At 69.5% G+C, this 20,993-nt stretch carries 19 protein-coding genes and 1 other RNA gene; 8 read left to right on the forward strand and 12 right to left on the reverse strand.

Features of this window, described 5'->3' with window-relative positions:
* Positions 1-21 precede the first annotated feature (21 nt).
* The 9 genes from K244_RS0106430 to K244_RS0106470 form a co-directional block, all read right to left on the reverse strand.
* Entirely contained in the window at positions 22-1,512 is a 1,491-nt protein-coding gene (locus K244_RS0106430; RefSeq protein ID WP_020185431.1) for a Do family serine endopeptidase, read from the reverse strand.
* 124 nt (positions 1,513-1,636) lie between these two features.
* Positions 1,637-1,822 carry a DUF2065 domain-containing protein gene (locus tag K244_RS0106435; RefSeq protein ID WP_020185432.1) on the reverse strand — a complete coding sequence of 62 codons (186 nt, stop codon included), beginning with the start codon at positions 1,820-1,822 and terminating at the stop codon, positions 1,637-1,639.
* A complete protein-coding gene (locus K244_RS0106440) occupies positions 1,819-2,721 on the reverse strand; it encodes a protease modulator HflC (RefSeq protein WP_020185433.1) in 903 nt (300 codons plus the stop codon). Before K244_RS0106440 ends, K244_RS0106435 begins: the two co-directional genes overlap by 4 nt.
* Complete coding sequence (locus K244_RS0106445; RefSeq protein ID WP_020185434.1) at positions 2,718-3,998, reverse strand: protease modulator HflK; 1,281 nt, start codon at positions 3,996-3,998, stop codon at positions 2,718-2,720. Before K244_RS0106445 ends, K244_RS0106440 begins: the two co-directional genes overlap by 4 nt.
* Positions 3,999-4,156: 158 nt before the next feature.
* Positions 4,157-4,684 carry a dihydrofolate reductase gene (locus K244_RS0106450; RefSeq protein ID WP_020185435.1) on the reverse strand — a complete coding sequence of 176 codons (528 nt, stop codon included), beginning with the start codon at positions 4,682-4,684 and terminating at the stop codon, positions 4,157-4,159.
* A complete protein-coding gene (locus K244_RS0106455; RefSeq protein ID WP_020185436.1) occupies positions 4,681-5,052 on the reverse strand; it encodes a hypothetical protein in 372 nt (123 codons plus the stop codon). The genes K244_RS0106450 and K244_RS0106455 overlap by 4 nt, the downstream gene beginning before the upstream one ends.
* A gap of 254 nt (positions 5,053-5,306) precedes the next feature.
* Positions 5,307-5,789 carry a GNAT family N-acetyltransferase gene (locus K244_RS0106460; protein ID WP_020185437.1) on the reverse strand — a complete coding sequence of 161 codons (483 nt, stop codon included), beginning with the start codon at positions 5,787-5,789 and terminating at the stop codon, positions 5,307-5,309.
* Positions 5,790-5,820: 31 nt separating this feature from the next.
* Positions 5,821-6,615, reverse strand: coding sequence for a thymidylate synthase (locus K244_RS0106465; protein ID WP_020185438.1), 795 nt, complete (start codon positions 6,613-6,615; stop codon positions 5,821-5,823).
* Positions 6,616-6,711: 96 nt separating this feature from the next.
* The gene (locus K244_RS0106470; RefSeq protein WP_024816351.1) at positions 6,712-8,382 is read right to left on the reverse strand and encodes a methyl-accepting chemotaxis protein; all 1,671 of its coding nucleotides are present in this window, start codon (positions 8,380-8,382) and stop codon (positions 6,712-6,714) included.
* Between the two features lie 138 nt (positions 8,383-8,520).
* Between K244_RS0106470 and ssrA the strand changes: the two genes are divergently transcribed.
* The 5 genes from ssrA to K244_RS21545 all read left to right on the forward strand — a co-directional run bounded on the left by ssrA (position 8,521) and on the right by K244_RS21545 (position 11,591).
* Positions 8,521-8,877: a transfer-messenger RNA gene (gene ssrA / locus K244_RS23030) on the forward strand.
* 118 nt (positions 8,878-8,995) lie between these two features.
* A complete protein-coding gene (locus K244_RS0106475) occupies positions 8,996-9,499 on the forward strand; it encodes an SspB family protein (RefSeq protein ID WP_024816352.1) in 504 nt (167 codons plus the stop codon).
* A 115-nt stretch (positions 9,500-9,614) separates the two neighbouring features.
* Positions 9,615-11,006: a class II fumarate hydratase gene (gene fumC, locus K244_RS0106480; protein ID WP_020185441.1), complete on the forward strand. Its 1,392-nt coding sequence runs from the start codon at positions 9,615-9,617 to the stop codon at positions 11,004-11,006.
* 52 nt (positions 11,007-11,058) lie between these two features.
* On the forward strand, positions 11,059-11,253 hold the full coding sequence (locus K244_RS0106485) for a DUF4169 family protein (RefSeq protein ID WP_020185442.1): 195 nt from the start codon (positions 11,059-11,061) through the stop codon (positions 11,251-11,253).
* 95 nt (positions 11,254-11,348) lie between these two features.
* Positions 11,349-11,591, forward strand: a complete 243-nt coding sequence (locus K244_RS21545; protein ID WP_036306317.1) for a ribbon-helix-helix domain-containing protein — start codon at positions 11,349-11,351, stop codon at positions 11,589-11,591.
* Positions 11,592-11,595: 4 nt separating this feature from the next.
* Here K244_RS21545 and K244_RS0106495 read toward each other — a convergent pair whose 3' ends face one another.
* Positions 11,596-15,138, reverse strand: a complete 3,543-nt coding sequence (locus K244_RS0106495) for an AsmA family protein (protein WP_020185444.1) — start codon at positions 15,136-15,138, stop codon at positions 11,596-11,598.
* A 114-nt stretch (positions 15,139-15,252) separates the two neighbouring features.
* The gene (locus tag K244_RS0106500; protein WP_020185445.1) at positions 15,253-16,668 is read right to left on the reverse strand and encodes an FAD-linked oxidase C-terminal domain-containing protein; all 1,416 of its coding nucleotides are present in this window, start codon (positions 16,666-16,668) and stop codon (positions 15,253-15,255) included.
* A 118-nt stretch (positions 16,669-16,786) separates the two neighbouring features.
* Between K244_RS0106500 and K244_RS0106505 the strand changes: the two genes are divergently transcribed.
* Both K244_RS0106505 and K244_RS0106510 read left to right on the forward strand, forming a co-directional pair.
* Positions 16,787-17,344 carry a dihydrofolate reductase family protein gene (locus tag K244_RS0106505; protein ID WP_020185446.1) on the forward strand — a complete coding sequence of 186 codons (558 nt, stop codon included), beginning with the start codon at positions 16,787-16,789 and terminating at the stop codon, positions 17,342-17,344.
* A 14-nt stretch (positions 17,345-17,358) separates the two neighbouring features.
* Entirely contained in the window at positions 17,359-17,838 is a 480-nt protein-coding gene (locus tag K244_RS0106510) for a thioesterase family protein (protein WP_020185447.1), read from the forward strand.
* Positions 17,839-17,926: 88 nt separating this feature from the next.
* On the opposite strand, the gene K244_RS0106515 is transcribed toward K244_RS0106510, so the two are convergent.
* Entirely contained in the window at positions 17,927-18,307 is a 381-nt protein-coding gene (locus K244_RS0106515) for a DUF1236 domain-containing protein (RefSeq protein ID WP_020185448.1), read from the reverse strand.
* A 278-nt stretch (positions 18,308-18,585) separates the two neighbouring features.
* Here K244_RS0106515 and K244_RS0106520 point away from each other — a divergent pair, with 278 nt between their 5' ends.
* Positions 18,586-20,964: a UvrD-helicase domain-containing protein gene (locus K244_RS0106520; RefSeq protein WP_020185449.1), complete on the forward strand. Its 2,379-nt coding sequence runs from the start codon at positions 18,586-18,588 to the stop codon at positions 20,962-20,964.
* Positions 20,965-20,993 lie beyond the last annotated feature (29 nt).

Raw genomic sequence — 20,993 nt, forward strand, 5'->3', positions numbered from 1 at the left:
CGCCCCGCCGGATCATGGCGGTCAGTCGATCGACACCGCCACGAACCGCACGTCGCCTTGGCGGTTCGAGAGCAGAAGCAGCGCGGTCTTCTTGCCGTCCTTCTTCAGCGCCTCGATGCGGGCGGCGACGTCGGACGGCGTCTGCACCGTCTCCTGCGCCACCTCGATCAGCATGTCGCCGGGCTGGATGTTCTTCTCCTGAGCGTTCGAACCCTCGTCGACGCCCGTGACGACCACGCCCTTCGCGTCCGGCTTCAGCTGGAACTTGGTCTTCAGCTCATCCGTCACCGACGAGAACCGCAGGCCGAGCGCCGCGCCGGTCTTCGGCTCTTCGGCCGCCGTTGGGGGTTTCAGCACGGCGTTCTTCGGCTCGGCCTCCTCCAGCCGGCCCACGGTGATCTTCCGGGCCTCCTGCTTGCCTTTGCGGAGAAGCACCACCTCGACCTCGCGGTCGATCGGGGTGTCGGCGACGATCCGCGGCAGGTCGCGCATGTCGCGCACGCTCTTGCCGTCGAACTTGAGCACCACGTCGCCGACTTCGATCCCGGCCTTCTCGGCGGGGCCATCGTCGTTGACGCCGGCGATCAGCGCGCCCTTCTCGGCGCCCGAGACGCCGAGGCTTTCGGCGATGTCGTCGGTGACCTGCTGGATGCGGACGCCGATCCAGCCGCGGCGGGTCTCGCCGAACTTGAGGATCTGATCGACCACCGGCTGGGCGGTGTTGGCCGGCACGGAGAAGCCGATGCCGATCGAGCCGCCGGACGGCGAGATGATCGCCGTGTTGATGCCCACGACCTCGCCGTTCATGTTGAACAGCGGCCCGCCGGAATTGCCGCGGTTGATGGCGGCGTCGGTCTGGATGAAGTTGTCATAGGGGCCGGAATTGATGTTCCGGTCGCGCGCCGAGACGATGCCGGCCGAGACCGAGCCGCCGAGGCCGAACGGGTTGCCGATCGCGAGCACCCAGTCGCCGACCCTGAGCTTCTGGGCGTCGCCGAACTTCACCGCCTTCAGCGGCTTCGTGGGCTTCACCCGCAGCACCGCGATGTCGGTCTTGGCGTCCTTGCCCACCAGTTCGGCGGTCAACTTGGTCCCGTCGGGGAAATTCACGACGATCTCGTCGGCCCCGTCGATGACGTGATTGTTGGTCACGACGACGCCGCTGGCGTCGACCACGAAACCGGAGCCGAGCGAACTCTGCTTGCGCTGCCGCTGCTGCGGGCCGCCGCCCTGGCCGTTCCGCTTGTTGAAGAATTCGTCGAAGAACTCCTCGAACGGCGAGCCTTCTGGCGCTTTCGGCGGCGTCACTTCTTTCTGGGGCGCGGCGTTCTGCGAGGTGGAGATGTTCACCACCGAGTCGAGCAGGCCTTCGGCGAGGTCGGCGAAGCTGTCAGGCGCAGGCCGGGCGTGGGCGGACGCGAGCGCCATCGGCGAGAACGCGGTCGCGGCGGCGAGGGCGAAGGCGAGCGCGCGGCGCGCGCGGATCGCCTTGCGGGCGGCAGGCTCGCTCATGACGTCTCCTCAAAGCTGGTTCGACGCGGGCGGGGCGCGTCCGATTTTGGCCGTCACTCTACACGACGGCGAAGAGGCGAAAAGAGGACGGCGAGGCGGCGCCCGCGACCTTTCGCGAGGGGATTCAGCCCCGCACGAACCAGACGATGATCACGCCGACGAGCGCTGAGACCAGGCCGATCGTCCTTAATACGCTTTCGGGCGTTGCGACCACGTTCGCGCTCGCCCGTTTCGCGGCGCCGGGAAACCCGGCGAAAAGCACGCCCTCGATCGCGAGCACGAGACCGAGGGCGGCGAACAGGTCGGTCATCGCGCCTGGGCGGGGGCGGCCGGCGCCGCTGGCTCGCCCGAGGGGCGCTGGAAGAAGCGGAAGAACTCGCTGTCCGGCGCCAGCACCATCCGCGTGCCCGTCTTCAGGCTCGTCTCATAGGCCTGCATCGAGCGGTAGAAGGCGAAGAAGTCGCGATCGCCGCCGTAGGCGTCGGCGAGCAGCTTGGTCTTCTCGGCCTCGCCCTGGCCTCGCAGGATTTCTGCGTCGCGGTTGGCTTCGGCGACGATCACCTGGCTGTCGCGGTCGGCGCGGGCGCGGATGCCCTGGGCCTGCTCGGCGCCGCGGGCGCGGATCTGGGCCGCCTCCTGCGCGCGCTCGGACGACATCCGGTCGAACACCGCCTTGGAGTTCTGCTCCGGCAGGTCGGCGCGGCGGATGCGCACGTCGACGATCTGGATGCCGAAACGGTCGGCCTCGCGGTTCGCCTGATCGCGGATGCGGGCCATGATCTGGTCGCGGCGGTCGCGCACGATCTGCTCGAAGCTGTTCGAGCGGATCGCCTCCAGCAGAGCGTCGTTGAGCACGAAGGTCAGGCGCGCGTTGGCCTGCTCGATCGTCCCCACCGCCTGGCGGAAGCGCAGCGGGTTCGTGATCCGGTAACGCGCGAAGGCGTCGACCACGAGACGCTGGTTGTCGTTCGCCGTCGCCTCCTTCTCGGGCATGTCGAGATCGAGGATGCGCTTGTCGATCCGCGTGACGGTGTCGATGAACGGCGCCTTCACGTGAAGGCCGGGCTGCGTGACGGTGCCGACCGGCTGGCCGAGGCGCAGCACGATCACCTGCTCGGTCTGATTGACGACGTAGAGCGCGCTGTAGGCGGCGATCAACGCCAGCACGACGATGGCGGCGACGAAGCCGCCGAGGATGCTGCGGTTCACTGGCCGGCTCCCGTGCTGATCGTCGCGCGGGGCGCCTGACGTTGCTGCTGCTGCTGGTTCTGCTGGCCCGCGCCTTGGATCTGATCGAGCGGCAGGAACGGCACCACGCCCTGACCGGACGCCTTGGGATCGATGATCACCTTGTCGACGCCGCCGATCACGCGCTCCATGGTTTCGAGGAACAGGCGCTCGCGGGTCACGTCGGGCGCCGTACGGTAGACGGCCGCCACCTGGCCGAAGCGCGAGGCCTGACCCTGCGCGTCCGCGACGGTCGCGGATTTATAGCCTTCCGCACGCTGAAGCGCCTGGGCCGCCTGGCCGCGGGCTTCAGGCACCACCCGATTGGCGTAGGCCTGGGCCTCGTTGGTCAGACGGATGCGGTCGGCCTGCGCCACCTGCACTTCGCGGAACGCGCCGATGACCTCGCCTGGAGGGGCGATCTTCTGCAGTTGCACCGACGAGATGTCGACGCCCGACTGGTAGCTGTCGAGCGTCCTCTGCATCAGTTCGCGGACGGCGGCGGCGGTCACCTCGGGATTGAGGGTTTCGGCCACCGGCGTCACGGGCTCCACCGCGGGCGCTCCCGGCGCGGTCGGCTGCGCGGTCGCGTCCGGCGTCCCCTCCGTCAGGATCTGCTGCAGCTTCGAACGGCCCACCACCTCGCGCATGGCGCTCTCCGCCACGGCCTTGATGGAGCTCTCGGGGTTCTGCAGGTTGAACAGGTAGTCCGCGGCCCCGCTCGGGCGGCCGGTCGCGCCGTCGGCCGGCTTGATCACCCAGACGACCGAGAAGTTGACGTCGACGATGTTGCCGTCGCCGGTGAGCATCAGGCTCTCCTGCGGAACCTCACGCGACGACACGGCGCGCGTCGCGCCGGCGTTGCTGCGCATGCCGACCTCGATCGAGTTCTGCGTGGTGACCTTGGGGGTCAGCACGGTCTCGATGGGATAGGGCATATGGTAGTTGAGGCCGGACTGCGTGGTGCGGACGTACTGTCCGAAGCGCAGGACGATGCCCTCCTCGTCGGCCTCGACGCGGTAGAATCCGGACAGCGCCCAGGCGACCACCGCGACCACGGCCAGAACCAGCACGCCGCGCGATCCGCCGCCCCCGCCCGGAAGGACGGTGCGCAGACGGTCCTGGCCACGACGGATCAGGTCGTCGAGGTTCGGCGGCGTGGGGCCCTGCTGCTGGGGACCTTGCCCCCAAGGCCCGCCGGGCTTGCTTCCCCAAGGGCCGCCGCCTCCGCCGCCGCCACTCTGGTTGCTCCAGGGCATCGATGCTCCTTCAGGATGACGGACGGGAACCCGCGCCGTTCGATGTCACGCGCCGCTTATAGGCGACGGCTTTCCCGCGTTCAACGCGAAGAGATTCAAGCGCTCCGCAGGTGGCGTGCGCGTGATCGGCCGTCAATGGCGAAAGCGGCCCTTGTCGATCACAAGCGTTTCAGCCCGCGCTCGCGCACGAGGTCGCGAAACACGAAGGCATGGTCGTCGCGACCGCCGGCCGGATGGGCTTCGCGGAACGTCTCGCGCCATTCCGCGGGACTGTACTCCGGAAACAGCACGTCGCCGTCAGGCTCGGCGTCGATTTCGGTCAGCCGCATGCGCTGCGCCAGCGGTATGGTCAGCGCGTAGATCTCCCCGCCCCCCGCGCTGATGATCTCGTCGGCGCCCATCTCCTCGGCGAGCGCCTCGGCCAGCCCGAGCGCGTCCTTGAGATCGTGCGCGACGTGGACCCCGCCCTCCCTGAACTTTCGGTCGCGGGTCAGCACGATGGTCTCGCGCCCCGGCAGCGCCCTTCCGATGGCGGCGTGGTTGCGGCGGCCGACGATGAGCGGCTTGCCCATCGTGACCTCCTTGAAGCGCTTCAGATCGCTCGACAGCCGCCAGGGCATGTCGTTGTCGCGGCCGATAACCCGATTGCGCGCGACCGCCGCGACGATGACGAGAGGGACGCTCACTCGATCGGGCGGCCGCGCAGGCAGAGCGGCGTCCAAAGCGCCTGAACGGTCCGCGTGTCCTCGGCGCCCAGCGTCTCGATCGCCGCGTCGCCGGCGTTGTAGCGGTAGACGAAGCGCACGAGGCTCGGCTTGTCGCGGCCGAGGTAGATCGTCGCCTGGCCGCAGACGGCCTCGTCCTTGCCGTTGCTGCGGCGACGGAAGTTCTCGAAGCCGAAGCGGGCCGGCTGTCCGGCGTAGGCCGACTTCAGCTTGGCGCGCAGCGTCTGCTCCGTCTGGGAGTACAGCGCCGGGGTGCTCTGGGCGGCCGCCGCAGCCGCGCTTCCCGTCACGAGCGCCGCGGCCAGCAGCGCCTGAATGCAAAACCGCATCGTCAATTCCCCGTCCCACACGCGCCGTCCGCGCGCCACAGATTCGCCCCGAGTCGCGCGAACGCGTCCGTATCCCACGCGATACACCGTCCCGCGGCGGGCCGCCACGCTCTCCTGCACGGAGCCCGGGGTGCGGCTGAAGCATGGCGCCGATCGTCCCACAGCCATGGCCGCCGGGATACGACGCGCGAGGCCGGCGCGTTCACGCCTGCGCGACCGTCGTCCGAGCTCGGCCGACCATGGAGACGCCGCGCTTAGCCCTCGGTGGCCGTGCGCTCCAGCGCGTCGCCCGCAAGCCGGTAGACGGTCCACTCGTCCATCGGCTTGGCGCCGAGGCTCTCGTAGAAGGCGATCGACGGGGCGTTCCAGTTCAGGACCCACCACTCGAGCCGCGCCAGCCCCTCGTCGCGGCACCGCGCGGCGAGCGCCCGGATCAGCGCCTTTCCGATCCCCGCCCCGCGGAACGCCGGCCGCACGAACAGATCCTCGAGATAGATCCCATGGCGGCCGCGGAAGGTCGAGTAGTTGTAGAACCAGAGCGCGAAACCGGCCGGCTCGCCGTTCCAACGCGCAATGTCGCAGAACACGCGGGGGGTCGCGCCGAACAGCGCGTCCGCGAGCCCCTCCTCTGTCGCCTCGACCTCGTGCAGCAGGTTTTCGTACTCGGCGAGCTCGCGCACGAAGGCGAGCACCAGCGCGGCGTCAGCCGGCGCGGCCGGGGCGATGACGAGGCTCAAACGAGAGGCTCCACGGCGTGAGACGATGGGTTCAGACCGCCACCGGAGCCTTGATGGCGGGGTGCGGCGCGTAGCCCTCGAAGGCGACGTCGTCGTAGGCCATGTCGAAGATCGACCGCACCGCCGGGTTGAGGCGCAGCTTCGGCAGGGCGCGCGGCTGACGCGCCAGCTGCTCGCGCGCCTGCTCCCGGTGATTGAGATAGAGGTGGGCGTCGCCGAGCGTGTGCACGAAGTCGCCGACTCCGAGGCCGGCCTCGTGGGCCACGAGATGAGTGAGCAGCGCGTAGGAGGCGATGTTGAACGGCACTCCGAGGAAAACGTCCGCCGAGCGCTGGTAGAGCTGGCAGGAGAGCCGCCCTTCCGCCACGTGGAACTGGAACAGGCAGTGGCAGGGCGCGAGCGCCATGGCGTCGAGGTCCGCGGGATTCCAGGCGGAGACGACGAGCCGACGGGACGACGGGTTGCGCTTCAGCTCGTCGAGCACCCAGGCGATCTGGTCGATCGTCCGCCCGTCCGGCGCGGCCCACGACCGCCACTGCTTGCCGTAGACGGGGCCAAGGTCGCCATGCTCGTCGGCCCACTCGTCCCAGATGCTGACGCCGTTGTCCCGCAGGTAGCGGACGTTGGTGTCGCCGGCCAGAAACCAGAGCAGCTCGTGCACGATCGACTTCAGGTGCAGCTTCTTCGTGGTGACGAGCGGAAAGCCCTGCGTCAGGTCGAAGCGCATCTGCGCGCCGAAGAGCGACAGCGTGCCGGTGCCGGTGCGGTCGTCCTTGGCGACGCCCTCGTCGAGGATGCGGCGCAGAAGGCTGAGATAGGCGTGCATGGCGGCGCTCGTCGTTCGTCCTGAGGCGCAGCTTAACATGCGAAGGGCCCCGCGACGGCGTCGCGAGGCCCTTCGTCAACAGGTTCAGCTCTGGCCTTAAGCGGCGCGGACGCCCGAGAGGAAGCCGTCGACCTCCTTGCCGAGCCGCGTCGACTGCACCGCGAGTTCGCCGGCGGCGGAGCGCACCTGCGAGGCGCCGTGGCCGGCCTCGTTGGCCGCCACCTGCATCTCGGCGACGTCCTCGCTGACGCGCAGGGTGCCGCGCGCCGCTTCCGTAATGTTGCGCGCAATCTCCTGCGTGGCGGCCTGCTGCTCCTCGACCGCGGCCGAGACGCCGCTCGCGATGTGGTGCACCTCGGCGATGATGCCGGCGATCTCCTCGATCGCCTTCACTGTCTCCTCGGTCGCGCCCTGGATCGAGCTGATCTGGGCGGTGATCTCGTCCGTCGCGCGAGCGGTCTGGCCGGCGAGCTCCTTGACCTCGGCGGCGACCACCGCGAAGCCGCGGCCGGCCTCGCCCGCCCGCGCCGCCTCGATGGTGGCGTTCAGCGCGAGAAGGTTGGTCTGGCCGGCGATGTCCTGGATCAGCTTCACGAACTCGCCGATCTTCTGCGCGCCGCGGGCGAGCAGGTCCACGCGCTCATGAGCGTGGCGGACGTTCTCGACCGCGTTGGCGGCGGCTCGGGAGGTCAGCTCCACCTGGGAGCCGATCTCGCGGGCGGAGGCTGCGAGCTCCTCGGTCGCGGCCGCAACGGCCTGGACGTTGTTCGACGCGTCGCTGGCGATCGTCAGCACGGAGCTGGACTGCCGCGTGGTCTGCTCGGCGTTGGCCGCGAGGCTGCGCGAGGTCGCCTCCATCTCCTGCGCCGCGGCGGCGAGGTGCTGGACGAGTTCGCCCACGCTGCCCTCGAAGCGGCCGGCGAGGCCCGTCATCTCCGTCCGGCGTTCGACGATGCGGCGCTTGTCGGTCTCGGCCTGGGCCTCGCGGAGGCTGGCCGCCTCCTGCATGGCGCCCGCGAACACCTGCATGCTCCGCCAGATGTCGCCGATCTCATCCTTGCCCGGCTTGACGTCGGGCAGCCGGTGGTCGCCCGCCGCGAGCCGCTGGATGGCGCCAGTGACGCCCGAGAGCGGCCGCGCAATCTGGCGCTGAACGACCAGGCCGCCCACGACGACTGCGGCGAGCGTGCCGCCCAGCGAAAGGATCAGCAGAAGGGCGAGCCGTTCCGTGTAGAGCGACGCGACCCGCTCGTCGACCGCGGTCACGTCGGCGCGGCCGCGCTCGGTCATCGCGTCGATGCTGGCCTGGAATGCCCGGCGATTCGCCCGGTTGCCGTCGTTGTTGCCCTGGGCGTTGGCTGCGGCCGGCGATTCCTGTGATCCCAGACGGACCGTCTCGGTGCGGAACGCGCGGAACGTGGCGGCGTCGCGCGACACCGCGTCGAACAGGGCCTGATCCTGGGCGGGAACGATCGGAGCCCACGCCTTCAGGAGATCGTCGATCTTGTCGAGCGACGCCATAACGCCTTCGCCAAACTTCTTGGCGGTGGCGGTGTCCTCCGCCGCATAGATCCCACGGGCGTCCATCACGACGGTGGTCACGAGCCGGTTGAGGCGCTCGCTGTAAAGCGCGCGCGTCGATGCGGACTGCACTTCGTCCACCGCTTGGTCGTAGGCTTGGAGCGTGGAGTAGCTGACGCCCGCGACGCTGATCGCCACCGCTCCAAGAGCTGCGATCACCGCAAAGATCTTCGTCCCGATACGCACGCTTCCATCCCCGAATCGCATTAATCCGATGCATCGGATTGTGCGGGCGATTGATTACACCTTTGCTAAAAAACCAGCTGTTCTGGGGGTCGGTAAGGGCTGCCCCCGCGGCGGGCCTTCCCCCGAAACCTCAGGCGCCCCCTTCCGGTCCCGGGCGACAAGGGCTATATCAGGCGGGCCGGAGCGATCCGGCTATGGTGATAAACGGTCGCCGCAATAAACCCTTCGGACCCGGGGGCAGCACCCGGCGCCTCCACCCAAGCCCACCCCTCACGGTGGGTTTCGGCGGGGGCGAAACAGGATCGACGGGGGCGTAAAGGGCGAGCTTTCCCCCGGCATGGCACCGCCGTTATCGGGCTCAATCTATAGTTGCCAACGACAACTATGCTCCGGTTGCTCAGGCCGCGTGAGCGGTTTGAAACACCGAACTAAAGTCCTAAGGGGTTAGCTCTTTTAGGCGGGGTTCGGAGGTACCTGGCAACAGAAACCTCCACTTCCCTTTTTTGCATCTGTATCGTTTCGTTCGGCCATCGCGCTTGCTTCTGCGAACGACGGCTGTTTACCCCTGCTCGAATCCGCCTAAGTAGCGAACATGACGAACGAGACGCCGCCGATCGCCCAGGACTTCATCCGCTACGACCTGCTCACCCAGCGCGCCTTGCGCGGCGTGGTGCGCGAGGTGCTGGCGAACGTCGCGCGCGACGGCGCGCCCGGCGACCATCATTTCTACATCTCGTTCCGGACGCAGGCGCCGGACGTGAAGCTCTCGACCCGTCTGCGGGAGCGTTATCCCGCCGAGATGACGGTCATCCTGCAACATCAGTTCTGGGACCTGATCGTCACCGACCAGGGGTTCGAGGTCGGACTGTCGTTCGGCGGCGTGCCGGAGAAGCTTGGCGTGCCGTTCGATTCGATCGTGGGATTCTATGATCCGTCGGTGCAGTTCGGACTCAAGTTCGACAATCCGGACTCCGTAGAGAACGTCGCAACGGACGAGGCCGAGACGCCTGTTGAACCGGCCTCCGACTCGGCGCAGGACGCCGAAGAGACTTCGCCGGCTGCAGCGCCCGAAGGCGGCGCGCAGGTCGTCAGCCTGGACAAGTTCCGCAAGAAATGACTGCGCTTCTTCGTCGCGCTCGGGCGTGACGGAGCGGGAAGCTGCATGGTAAGGACGCCGCTGCGACGCAGCATCCGCGCCGTGTCCTTCCCCTCCTGATCCGAGAGCGCAGCCGATGACCGCGACCCGCACCGAAACCGACAGCTTCGGGCCGCTCGAGGTCCCTTCGGACAAGTACTGGGGCGCGCAGACCCAGCGCTCGCTTCAGAACTTCAAGATCGGCGGCGAGACCATGCCGAAGCCTCTGGTCCGCGCGCTGGGCGTCGTGAAGCGCGCGGCCGCCCTCGCCAACGAGGAGCTCGGGGTCCTGAAGCCGGAGTTCGCCGGCGCGATCGCAGGCGCCGCCCAGGAGGTGATCGACGGCAAGTTCGACGAGCACTTCCCCCTGGTGGTCTGGCAGACCGGCTCCGGCACCCAGTCCAACATGAACGCGAACGAGGTCATCTCGAACCGCGCGATCGAGATGCTCGGCGGCCAGCTCGGCTCGAAAAAGCCGGTGCACCCGAACGACCACGTCAACATGAGCCAGTCGTCGAACGACACCTTTCCGACGGCGATGCACATCGCGGCGGCCGAGGAGATCCAGAACCGGCTCGTTCCCGCGCTCGAACACCTCGAGCGCGCGCTGGACGCCAAGGCGACGGCGTTCGAGCACATCATCAAGATCGGCCGCACCCACACCCAGGACGCGACGCCGCTGACGCTGGGGCAGGAGTTCTCCGGTTACGTCGCGCAGGTGCGGCTCGGCGTCGTCCGGGCGAAGGAAGGCCTCAAGCACCTGCTGCCGCTGGCCCAGGGCGGCACCGCCGTCGGCACCGGCATCAACGCCAAGATCGGCTTCGCCGAGACGTTCGCGGAGAAGGCGGCCGAGATCACCGGCCTGCCGTTCGTGACCGCGCCGAACAAGTTCGAGGCGCTCGCCGCCCACGACGCCTACGTCTACGCCCACGGCGCCCTGAACTCGATCGCCGCCGGCCTGTTCAAGATCGCGAACGACATCCGGTTCCTGGGATCGGGACCGCGGTCCGGCCTCGGCGAACTGATTCTTCCCGAGAATGAGCCCGGCTCGTCGATCATGCCGGGGAAGGTGAACCCGACCCAGTGCGAGGCCCTGACGATGGTCTGCGCCCAGGTGTTCGGCAACAACGCGGCGGTGACCTTCGCCGGCAGCCAGGGGCATTTCGAGCTGAACGTGTTCAAGCCGGTGATGGCCTACAACATGCTCCAGTCGATCCGCCTGATCGCGGACGCCAGCGTCAGCTTCGCCGACAACTGCGTCGTCGGGATCGAGGCGGACGAGACGCGCATCGCCGACCTGATGGGCCGGTCGCTCATGCTTGTCACCGCCCTCGCGCCGACGATCGGCTACGACAACGCCACTAAGGTCGCGAAGACGGCGCACAAGAACGGCACCACGCTCCGCGAAGAGGCGGTCAAGCTGGGCTTCGTCACGGCGGAGGAGTTCGACGCCGTGGTGCGTCCGGAAACGATGATCCGACCGAGCTGAGGCCCTCGGGTCTCGATTTCCTGTTCGCAGCCGTGTAAACACCTCTCCCGGAATGGCTGAGATCGTAAATCTGCGCCAGGCGCGCAAGCGGCGGGAACGTGAGGACAGGTCGGCGCAAGCCGCCGAGAACCGCGTCCGCTTCGGCCGGCGGAAGGACGAACAGGTCGCCGAGGAGGCTCGCCGCGCTCAGGCGGAACGGCTTCTCGACGGCCATCGTCGCGACAACGGGGGCGACGCGGAGCAATGAGCCGCATTGAGAACTTGACCATCGGCATCCCGACCTCGGACGGCATCGTCGTGAACGAGATCGTCCGCGAGATGCCCGAAGCGATCGCGAACGTCATCAACCCTGACATCGTCAAGCGATCGATCGTGGTCGCCGGGCATAAGACGAGCGTGAGCCTCGAAGACGCCTTCTGGCACGCGCTGAAGGATATCGCGCGCGAGCGCGGGCAGTCGCTTCGCGGCCTCGTCGCTGAGATCGACGCCAGCCGAACGGGCGGCAACCTGTCGTCCGCCGTTCGGCTGCACGTGCTCGACCACTACCGCCGCCGCTCCGGCGCGCTCGGCGCGATCAAGAGCTAGCTCGTCAGCGACCGCCCTGCGTTTCGCCCTCGGTCGGCGGGGCCAGGTCGAACGTCGGCGGCAGCGTCGGCTGAGACGGCGCAAGCTGCTGCGCCTTCAGGCGCTCTTCGTCCGCTTTCCGCTTCTCGTCCGCGACCCGTTTCTCCTCGGCTCGACGGCGATCCTCCGCTGCGGCGCGTTCGCGCGCGAGCCGGGCTCTCTGCTGGATCTCGGCTTCCATCGCCTCGATCCGCTGCGTCTCACGCTCGACGGCCCGAACCGAAAGCCAGCTCGTCAGCGCGGTCGCGTCCAGCTTTCGGCGCGGCGCGGCGAGCGAGCCCTGGAACGCGACGCCGAGCTGCGGAGCGTCCGCCCGCCGGGGGCCCAGCGTCAGCGCGGCGTCCAGAGTGAGCCGCGACAGATCGATCGAGACGCCGCCGCCGAGCCGCGCGGCCACGCCCTCGTCGACGATGGCGCCGGAGCGCAGCACGCCGCCCGAGATGGTGAAGGGCGCGCCGAGGCGCGGCGCCGTGAAATCGGCCCGGCCGATCAGCGGCTCCAGCGCGCCTGCGATCTTCGGCGCTTCGAGCGGAAGCCCCTGCTCGATCATCGGCTCGACCGCGTCGAGCGCGGCGGCGTCGAGGCTACGGATGGCCGCCGAGCGCAGCGTCGCGGATCCCGCGCCGGCGAAGCTCGCCATGATCGCCGAGAGGCTGCGGCCGGAACCCTGCGCCTCCACCGTTCCTTCGATCGCGCCGATGAGCTTGGACGCGACGCCTTGGCCCGTGAGCCTCTCCAGACGCACATCCTTCGCCGCGGCCTTAACCGCAAGCGTCGCCTCGAGGCCCGGGCGGGAGAGATCGAGCGAACCGGTGACGCCCCCGCCGGCGAGATTGGCGGAGAACCGCTCCACGGACGTCGCGTTCGGACGCAGCGCCAGGATGAAGCGCACATCGGTCGCAGGCTCCGCCAAGCCCAGCGGCATGCGCCGCGCCGACACCGCGATCCGCCCGTTCAGCCCGCGCAGCGGCGAGGGGCCGAAGGCGGCGGACGGCCAGACCGAACGAACGCCTGTCGGTCCCGCGGTCAGGCCTTCCGGCGAGAGGCCCAGCGCCAGGAGCGCCGCGGCGGGCGCTTCGTCCACGGCGGCCTCGCCCTCGAAGGCGGCCTTCGGATCGAACGGCGCGAGGAGTCGGCCGGACACGGCGCGACCGGCGATCGAGCCGGCGAGGTTTTCGATCGCCGCCTGATCCGCGGTCACCGCGACGCGGGCTGCAAGGTCGACCGGCATCGACGGCGCCACGCCGGGCGTCAGGCGCCCCAGAGCTTCGGCGAAGGCGGCGATATCCGGCGATTTGAGCGTCACGTCAGCCGCCGCGGACAGTCCCACGACAGGCGCGAGCGTCACGTCGCCCTTGGCGGCGAGGTCGAGGCCGAGCGCTGCGAAGCGCGCGTCGCCCGTCATGCCGCGAGCAGGCGCCCCCTTGAGCGCCAGCGTCAGCCGCCCACCCTCCGCGGCCGCGACAGGACTCGTCGTCAGACCGACAAGAGCCGCGAGGCGTCGTCCGTCGGGCGAACCGAGGTCAAGCGCCATGTCCATGTCCGCGTCGAGCGCGAAGCGTGGCGTCGAGAGCCGCGCCTCGAAGGCCCCGCCGGCGGCGTTTCCGCGCGCCGTGACGCGGTGCCCGGCCGCGCCGGTGGTGAGCTCGACGGTGGCTTTCGCCGGCTGCAGCGCCGCCGCGCGGCGGGCCAGCACGTCGGCCGCCCCGCCGGCGCCGTCGACCGCGCGCGCGAAGGCGATGAGCCCGTCAAGCCGCTGCGCGTCGACGTCGAAGGCGAGCCGGCCCTCCGGCCCCTCGGCGCCCGCGCCGATGCGTCCTTGCCCGGAGAGTTTCGCGCCGCCTGCATCGGCCACGGCGAGCCGCCGCACCTCGAAGCCGTCCGCGTCCAGCGCCGCGTCCAGCGCGACGTCTCGCAGCGAGACGCCGAGCAGCGTCAGCGCCTTCGCGTCAAGCGTCACGGCGACGTCGGTGTCGGCTCCGCGGATCAGTCCGGCGACGAGCCGATCCGCGCCGAGCGCGTCCAAGTCGAGCTTGTCGGCCGTCAGCCGCGCTTCCAGGGCGGCGCGCTCACCCTCCTCCGCCGCGCGCCAAGCGAGACGCCCCGAGGTGACCGCGCCGTCGCCTTCGATCCGCGCGTTGTCGACCGCCAGTCCGCCCATCCGCGCGCTAACGTCGCCCTTGACGGACAGGCGGCGAACGGCGGTCCGCGCGCCCTCCCCGGCGCCGCCTTGCAGCCAGCGGCGAAGGCTCGCGACGTCGCCGGCCGTGAAATCGACCTTGCCGGCGAAGCCCGGCTCTCGGTCCACGAACACCAGCGCGCCTGACGCCGCGAGACTCGCGTCGCCGGGGAGCCACACGGACGCGCGAGCGACCCGCCAGACGTCTTCGTTCGCCACCAGCTCGGCGGAGAGATTGCGGGCGACGTCGCCGGCGAGGACGACCCCACCGACGTCGATCGCGATGCGTCCGGGCAGCGGCTGCCGCGCTGCGCCGGCGAACTGCCCTGCGATCCACTCGATCACGCCAAGCGGCGTCTTGGGTCGATCGGCGCCGGCGAAGCGATCGAGGTCGAGCTGGCGCGCCCCGACCGCGAGGTCCACGCGCGGCGTCGCGCCGAGGATCAGGGCGCCCTTCCCGGCGAGACGCAGGCCGCGTTCCTCCGGGCCGTAGGCCGCGTCGATCGAGTCGAAGGCAAGGCGCGCCGCGTCGCCTGCGACCTTCGCCGTGAGCCGCCACGACCCCGCATCGATCGTCGTCTTGCCGTCCTTCGGTTCCGACTTCGTCTCCGGTCGCGCGGCGGCCACTTGGCCTTCGAAATGCGGCTTGGCGGCGATCGTCAGCGCGCCGTCGAGGTCGAAGGTCTCGGGACGTCCGTCCAGGGACGCCGCAAGCTTCAGCCGAATCACGCCGAAATCGTCCGCCTTCGCGGTCGAGAGCCGAACCGCGGCTTGGCCCGACGTGGTCGTCGCTGCGCCCTCGAAGCGGAACGGCCCGCGCAGCGAGCCCGCCTCCGCCACGCCGTCGATGTTTGTCAGCGTCAGCCGCCCCGAAGGCGTCGCGAGGCGAAGGGCGCCGTCGACGATCTCCGCCCGGTCGAAGGAGATGCGGTCCGCATCGCGAGCGCCCCGCGCGCCGGCGCCGAAGGGCGTCGTCAGAACGCCGTCGGCGTTGGAAGCCAGGTTCAGCACGGGGCGCACGAGCTTGAGGCGCTCGGCCTTCGCCTCGCCCCTCAGCAACGGGCCGATGGCGAGCGTGATCTCGATCTCGGAGGCTTCGAGCCGGGCGTCGCCCACCCCCGCCGCAACACCGCGAAACCGGACGTAGGGGCTCGGCAGCAGCCGCGCGTCGACGTCGCCGGAGACGGTCACCGGCGCGCCCACCAGCGCGCTCGCCTGCGCCGCGAAGTCGTCGCGATAGGCGTTCCAGTCGATGAACCACGGGCCAATCAGCGCCGCGACGAGCGCAAGCACGAGCGCAAGGCCGAGACCCGTCAGCGCATTGTTCACCAGAGACCGCCGTTTCTTCGCCCCATCCCCCGACGCGGCCTGATCCGGCCGCGGACACGCCAACCGGGCGGGAGGCCGGCGCGCCGCATCGCACTCTATAGGCCCGCGAAGGGCTTACACAGTCACGATCTTTCCAGGATTCATGATGTTTTGCGGGTCGAGCGCGTGCTTGATGGCCCGCATCGCCGCAAGGGCCACGGCCCCGTGCTCGGCCTCGAGATACTTCATCTTGGCCTGGCCCACGCCATGCTCGCCGGAGCAGGTGCCTCCCATGGCGATCGCGCGCTCCACCAGCCGGGCGAGGAACGCCTTGCAGGTCGCGACGTCCGCGGGATCGTCCATGTCGACCAGCGGCTGGCAATGGAAATTGCCGTCGCCGACGTGGCCGACGATCGGCGAGACGATGCCGCTCGCCGCCAGATCGCGCTTGGTCTCGGCCACGCATTCGGCCAGCCGCGAGATCGGCACGCAGACGTCCGTCGGCACGCTTTTCGCCCCCGGCCGAAGCGCCAGCGCGGCCCAGAACGAGTCGTGCCGCGCCTGCCACAGCTTGTTCCGGTCCTCCGCCTTGGTCGCCCAGTCGAACGGCCCGCCGCCGAACTCTTCGGCGATCTCCCCGAAGCGCTCCGCCTGTTCCTTCACGCTGGCGTCGGTGCCGTGAAACTCGAGGAACAGCGTCGGCGTCTCGACGAGGGAGAGCTTCGAATAGGCGTTCGCCGCGCGCACTTGGACCTCGTCCAACAGTTCGATGCGGGCCACCGGCAGGCCGGACTGGATCGTCATGATGGTCGCGTCGCAGGCCGCCTCCACGCTCGGGAACGGACAGACGCCGGCCGAGATCGCCTCGGGGATGCCCTGCAGGCGGAGCGTCAGCTCGGTGATGACGCCGAGCGTGCCTTCGGCGCCCACGAGCAGGCGCGTGAGGTCGTAGCCGGAGGAGGATTTCTTGGCCCGCCCGCCGGTGCGGATGACCTCGCCGGAGGGCAGCACCGCGGTCAGCGCCAGAACATTGTCCTTCATGGTGCCGTAACGCACCGCGTTGGTGCCGGAGGCGCGGGTCGAGGCCATGCCGCCGAGGCTCGCGTCCGCGCCGGGATCGATCGGAAAGAACAGGCCTTGGTCGCGCAGCGCCTCGTTCAACTGCTTGCGGGTGACGCCGGGCTGCACGACAACATCGAGGTCTTCGGGATGCACGGCGACCACCGCGTTCATGCGCGCAGTCGAGATCGAGATTCCGCCAAGCGGGGCGTTCACGTGGCCCTCGAACGACGAGCCGATCCCGAACGGCACCACCGGAACGCCATGCGCGGCGCAGAGCCGCACGATTCCGGCGACCTCCTCGGTGGTCTCGGGAAACACGACTCCGTCCGGCGGCTGGTTCTCGATCCATGTCAGGGTATTGGCATGCTGTTCTCGCACGGCGCGCGAGGTCGAGAAGCGATCGCCGAACCTGTCAGAGAGGGTCTCGAGCACGGTCTGAAGCGCGAAACTCTCGGGCCGCAGGGCGCCGGAGGTTGCAGTAGCGGGCATGTTCGGCGATGTCCTTCCCGGTCGCTGGTCCGGCTCAGAGTCGCCGGATCCATGTTTGCCGAAAGTCTAGCAGACTTCCCCCGCCACCGTCCCCGTGGCGCCCCCGGAGCGTCCTTGCGTGCCCCACATCATCTACTACGCCGCCGCCAGCCTCGACGGCCGACTCGCAGGCCCAGGCGACGCGCTGGCGTTTCTCGAAGCGCTCGCTGAGCCGGAGAGCTACGGCGCCGACGCGTTCGAGCCGTTCTTCGACACGGTGGACGCGATCGTCATGGGCGCGAAGACCTTCGCCGTGCTGCAGGCCGCGATCCTGGCGGGCGACGCCGACGGCTGGCCCTACGGCGACCGGCGCACCATCGTGATGACGCGTAAGGACCGGATCGCTCCGATGAACGGCGCTGAGGTCGAAGCCTTCGCCGGCAGCCCGCGCGAGCTTGCGGAAGCGCTGGACGCCGCGGGAAGCGGCCGGGTCTGGCTTGCCGGCGGCGGCCGGCTGGCGGGCGCGTTCTTCGACGACGACCTGGTGGACGAGATCGTCCTGACGCTCGTCCCGACGATCCTCGGCGAAGGCCCCGCGCTCGCGGAAGGAAGCGGCATTCCGCTGCGCGACTTCGGGCTCAAGGGCGCCACCCAGGGCGCGAACAGCGTAGCGCTGCGCTATGTCCGGCTGCGCTGAACGGAGATCGGACGATGACCGACGCCGCCTTCATCACCGACCCCCTGCCGATCGAGCGCTCCTACCTCGACCACAACGGCCACGTGAACATGGCCTACCATCTGGTGCTGGTCGATCAGGCGCTCGACCTCGCCTTCGCGGCGTTCGGGGTTGATGCGGCCTACGTCCAGGACCTCGGCCTTTCGACCTTCGCCGGCGAGATGCACGTCCGCTACCTCAACGAGATCAACTTCGGCGACGTCATGCGCGGGCGGGTGGTGTTTATCGAGGCCGACGCGAAGCGGGTTCGATGGGCGGTGGAGTTGCGCCGCGAGTCCGACGAAGCCGTGACCACGACCGTCGAAGGCGTGACGCTGTCGGTGTCGCTCGCAACCCGTCGCGTGGCGCCCTTCGCCCACGCGGTGCGGCCGGCGATCGCCGCCATGATCGAGAGCCATCGGTCGGAGGCCGCGAAGCTGGACTGGCTCGGCCGCCGTGTCGGCATGCAGCGCTAAGGCTGAGGTCGCCGGAGGCGCTAACAAAAAAGGCTCCGCAGCGTGGCTGCGGAGCCTTTTTTCCGATCCCGCGGAGGGACTGATCGGTTCAGTCGACGACTTCGACGACCTTACGGTCGCTGTCGACGATGTACCGCTTCTGGTTGATCACGGTGTAGCTGTAGTCGCTGTCCGGCACGCGATAGACCTCGACGGTCTGCGGCACCGGCTTGCCCACCACCACGTCGCCCTCGTAGACGACCGAGGGACGCTGCTCCTGCACGACATAGGTCTTCACGCGCTCCGGCGGGGACGCCAGGGTGCCGATTACGCCGCCGGCCACGCCGCCGGCCACCGCGCCGACCGGACCGCCGAGGACCGCGCCCGTCGCTGCGCCGCCTGCGATGCCCGCCGCCGTGCCTTCAGCCGCGAACGCCGCAGCAGGAGCCGTAGCAAGCGCGACAGCCAGAGCCAAAGTGCTGATCCGCATAATGTCTTTCCTCCTCTTGTCCGCCCGCTCAATAACGCCGATCCGCACTTGAGGTTCCGTCGTCGTTTAACTTATCGACCGACAACACTACCGGGCGGTTTCTTCGTACCTCTTTTGAGCCGACGGTCCGCCCCACGCGCGCGACCCGCCGACGGCCGGGACGGCGCTGCGCCCTCGCAATCCGGACCCGACGGCGCCATTTTGTTCTCCTATGGCGATTGAGTCGCCGCGGCTCGCGCGCCGCGGCCGGCCTCGCCCTCCAGGAGCCTGCAGATCCTTTGCCTGACCAGAACGCCCGCCATCCGGACGACGACCTGACGCTGCCTGCGCCGCGCGCCGGGGGCATCGCCGCGCGCGCTGCCGCCGGGCTGCGTCCGGTCGCAGCGCCGGATTACTTCCAGGGGCTCAACCCCGAGCAGCGCGAAGCGGTCGAGACGCTCGACGGCCCGCTGCTGGTGCTCGCCGGCGCCGGCACCGGCAAGACCCGCGTGCTGACCACGCGCATCGCGCACATCCTGGCGCTGGGCAAGGCGCGGCCGTTCGAGATTCTCTCTGTCACCTTCACCAACAAGGCCGCGCGCGAGATGCGCGAGCGTGTGGGCAAGCTGCTGGGCGAAGCCGCGGAAGGCATGCAGTGGCTCGGCACCTTCCACTCCATCGGCACCCGCATCCTGCGCCGCCACGCCGAGCTCGCCGGCCTGTCGTCGAGCTTCACGATCCTCGACACCGACGATCAGATCCGCCTGCTGAAACAGGTGCTCTCCGCCGAGAACATCGACGACAAGCGCTGGCCCGCGCGCCAGCTCGCCTTCGCCATCGACGGCTGGAAGAACCGGGCGCTGGCGCCGAAGGACGTGCCGGCGGGCGAGGCCCAGAGCTTCGCCGCCGGCCGCGGGGCCGAACTCTACGCCATCTACCAGGCGCGCCTGCGCCAGCTGAACGCGGTCGATTTCGGCGACCTGCTGCTGGAGCCGATCCGGCTGTTCCGGGAGCATCCGGACGTGCTGGAGCAGTACCACCGCCGCTTCAAATACATGCTGGTGGACGAGTACCAGGACACCAACGTCGCCCAGTACCTCTGGCTCCGGCTGCTGGCGAAGGGCTCCTCCAACCTCGCCTGCGTCGGCGACGACGACCAGTCGATCTACGGCTGGCGCGGTGCCGAGGTGGAGAACATCCTGCGGTTCGAGAAGGATTTTCCGGGCGCGAAGGTCGTGCGGCTCGAGCGCAACTACCGCTCGACCGGCCATATCCTCAACGCCGCCTCGCATCTCATCGCCCACAACCAGGGCCGCCTCGGCAAGACGCTGCGGCCGCAGACTGAACTCGGCGAGAAGGTCACCGTCGCCGGCGCCTGGGACTCCGGCGAGGAGGCGCGCCAGATCGGCGACGAGATCGAGGCGCTGCAGACCAAGGGCCACAAGCTCGACGAGATCGCGATCCTCGTGCGCGCGTCGTTCCAGATGCGCGAGTTCGAGGAGCGCTTCATCACGCTCGGCCTGCCCTACCGCGTCGTCGGCGGCCCGCGCTTCTACGAGCGCGCCGAGATCCGCGACGCCCTCGCCTATCTGCGCGTGGTCGCGAGTCCGGCGGACGGCCTCGCCTTCGAGCGCATCTACAACACGCCGAAGCGCGGCCTTGGCGACGCGGCGCTGAAGCAGATCGTCGACCTGTCGCGCGCCGAGGAGGTGCCGCTGCTGGAGGCCGCGCGCCGCCTGCTCGACGGGCCGGACCTGAAGCCAAAGCCGCGCTCCACGCTGAAGGAGCTGGTGCAGTGCTTCGACCGCTGGTCCGGGCTCATCGACAAGATCCCCCACACCGCGCTCGCCGAACAGGTGCTGGAGGAGAGCGGCTACACCGACATGTGGACGAAGGACCGCTCGGCGGAGGCGCAGGGGCGGCTGGAGAACCTGAAGGAGCTGGTGCGCTCCATGGAGCCGTTCGAGAACCTGCGCGGCTTCCTGGAGCACGTCTCGCTTGTCATGGACGCCGACCGCGGCCCGGGCGAGGACGCCGTCACCATCATGACGCTCCACGCCGCCAAGGGGCTGGAATACGACACGGTCTTCCTGCCCGGCTGGGAGGAGGGTCTGTTCCCCCATCAGCGCTCGCTCGACGAGAGCGGCCGCGCGGGCCTCGAGGAGGAGCGCCGCCTCGCCTATGTGGGCGTCACCCGGGCGCGCCGGCGGGCGAAGGTGTGGTTCGCCTCCAACCGCCGCATCCACGGCATGTGGCAGTCCTCGCTCCCCTCCCGCTTCCTGGACGAGCTGCCCGAGGCCGACGTCGACGTAATCGAAGCGCCCGCCACATTCGGCGGCGGAAGCGGCGGGATGGGCGGATCCTACGGCGCGAGCCGCTTCGACCGTGCCGAGCCGTTCAAGTCGACCTACGACACGCCCGGCTGGCGCCGCGCGCAGGAAAACCGCGGCCCCGCCTCCCCCGGCCCCGGCGCCCGCCGCAGCGGGCCGATGACGATCGAGGGCGAACTCGTCGCCTCCTCCACCGCGAAGTCCGCCGGCTTCGGCAAGGGCGCGCGCGTGTTCCACCAGAAGTTCGGCAACGGCACGGTGGTTGAGGTCGACGGCAACAAGCTCACCGTGGCCTTCGACAAGGCCGGCCACAAGCGCGTGGTGGACAGCTTCGTGAAGGCTGCCTAATTCACCTCGACGATCGCCGTTCGCCCGCG

The sequence above is a fragment of the Methylopila sp. 73B genome (assembly GCF_000526315.1).
In the GTDB taxonomy this organism is placed as follows: Bacteria; Pseudomonadota; Alphaproteobacteria; order Rhizobiales; family Methylopilaceae; genus Methylopila.

Excerpts from the sequence above, each read along its gene's own strand:
- K244_RS0106435 (WP_020185432.1), bottom strand. The coding sequence starts at position 1,822 with ATGACCGACCTGTTCGCCGCCCTCGGTCTCGTGCTCGCGATCGAGGGC.
- K244_RS0106465 (WP_020185438.1), bottom strand. The coding sequence starts at position 6,615 with ATGCACGCCTATCTCAGCCTTCTGCGCCGCATCCTCGACGAGGGCGTC.
- K244_RS0106445 (WP_020185434.1), bottom strand. The coding sequence starts at position 3,998 with ATGCCCTGGAGCAACCAGAGTGGCGGCGGCGGAGGCGGCGGCCCTTGG.
- K244_RS0106485 (WP_020185442.1), top strand. The coding sequence starts at position 11,059 with ATGGCTGAGATCGTAAATCTGCGCCAGGCGCGCAAGCGGCGGGAACGT.
- K244_RS0106500 (WP_020185445.1), bottom strand. The coding sequence starts at position 16,668 with ATGCCCGCTACTGCAACCTCCGGCGCCCTGCGGCCCGAGAGTTTCGCG.
- K244_RS0106510 (WP_020185447.1), top strand. The coding sequence starts at position 17,359 with ATGACCGACGCCGCCTTCATCACCGACCCCCTGCCGATCGAGCGCTCC.
- K244_RS0106455 (WP_020185436.1), bottom strand. The coding sequence starts at position 5,052 with ATGCGGTTTTGCATTCAGGCGCTGCTGGCCGCGGCGCTCGTGACGGGA.
- K244_RS0106430 (WP_020185431.1), bottom strand. The coding sequence starts at position 1,512 with ATGAGCGAGCCTGCCGCCCGCAAGGCGATCCGCGCGCGCCGCGCGCTC.
- fumC (WP_020185441.1), top strand. The coding sequence starts at position 9,615 with ATGACCGCGACCCGCACCGAAACCGACAGCTTCGGGCCGCTCGAGGTC.
- K244_RS0106515 (WP_020185448.1), bottom strand. The coding sequence starts at position 18,307 with ATGCGGATCAGCACTTTGGCTCTGGCTGTCGCGCTTGCTACGGCTCCT.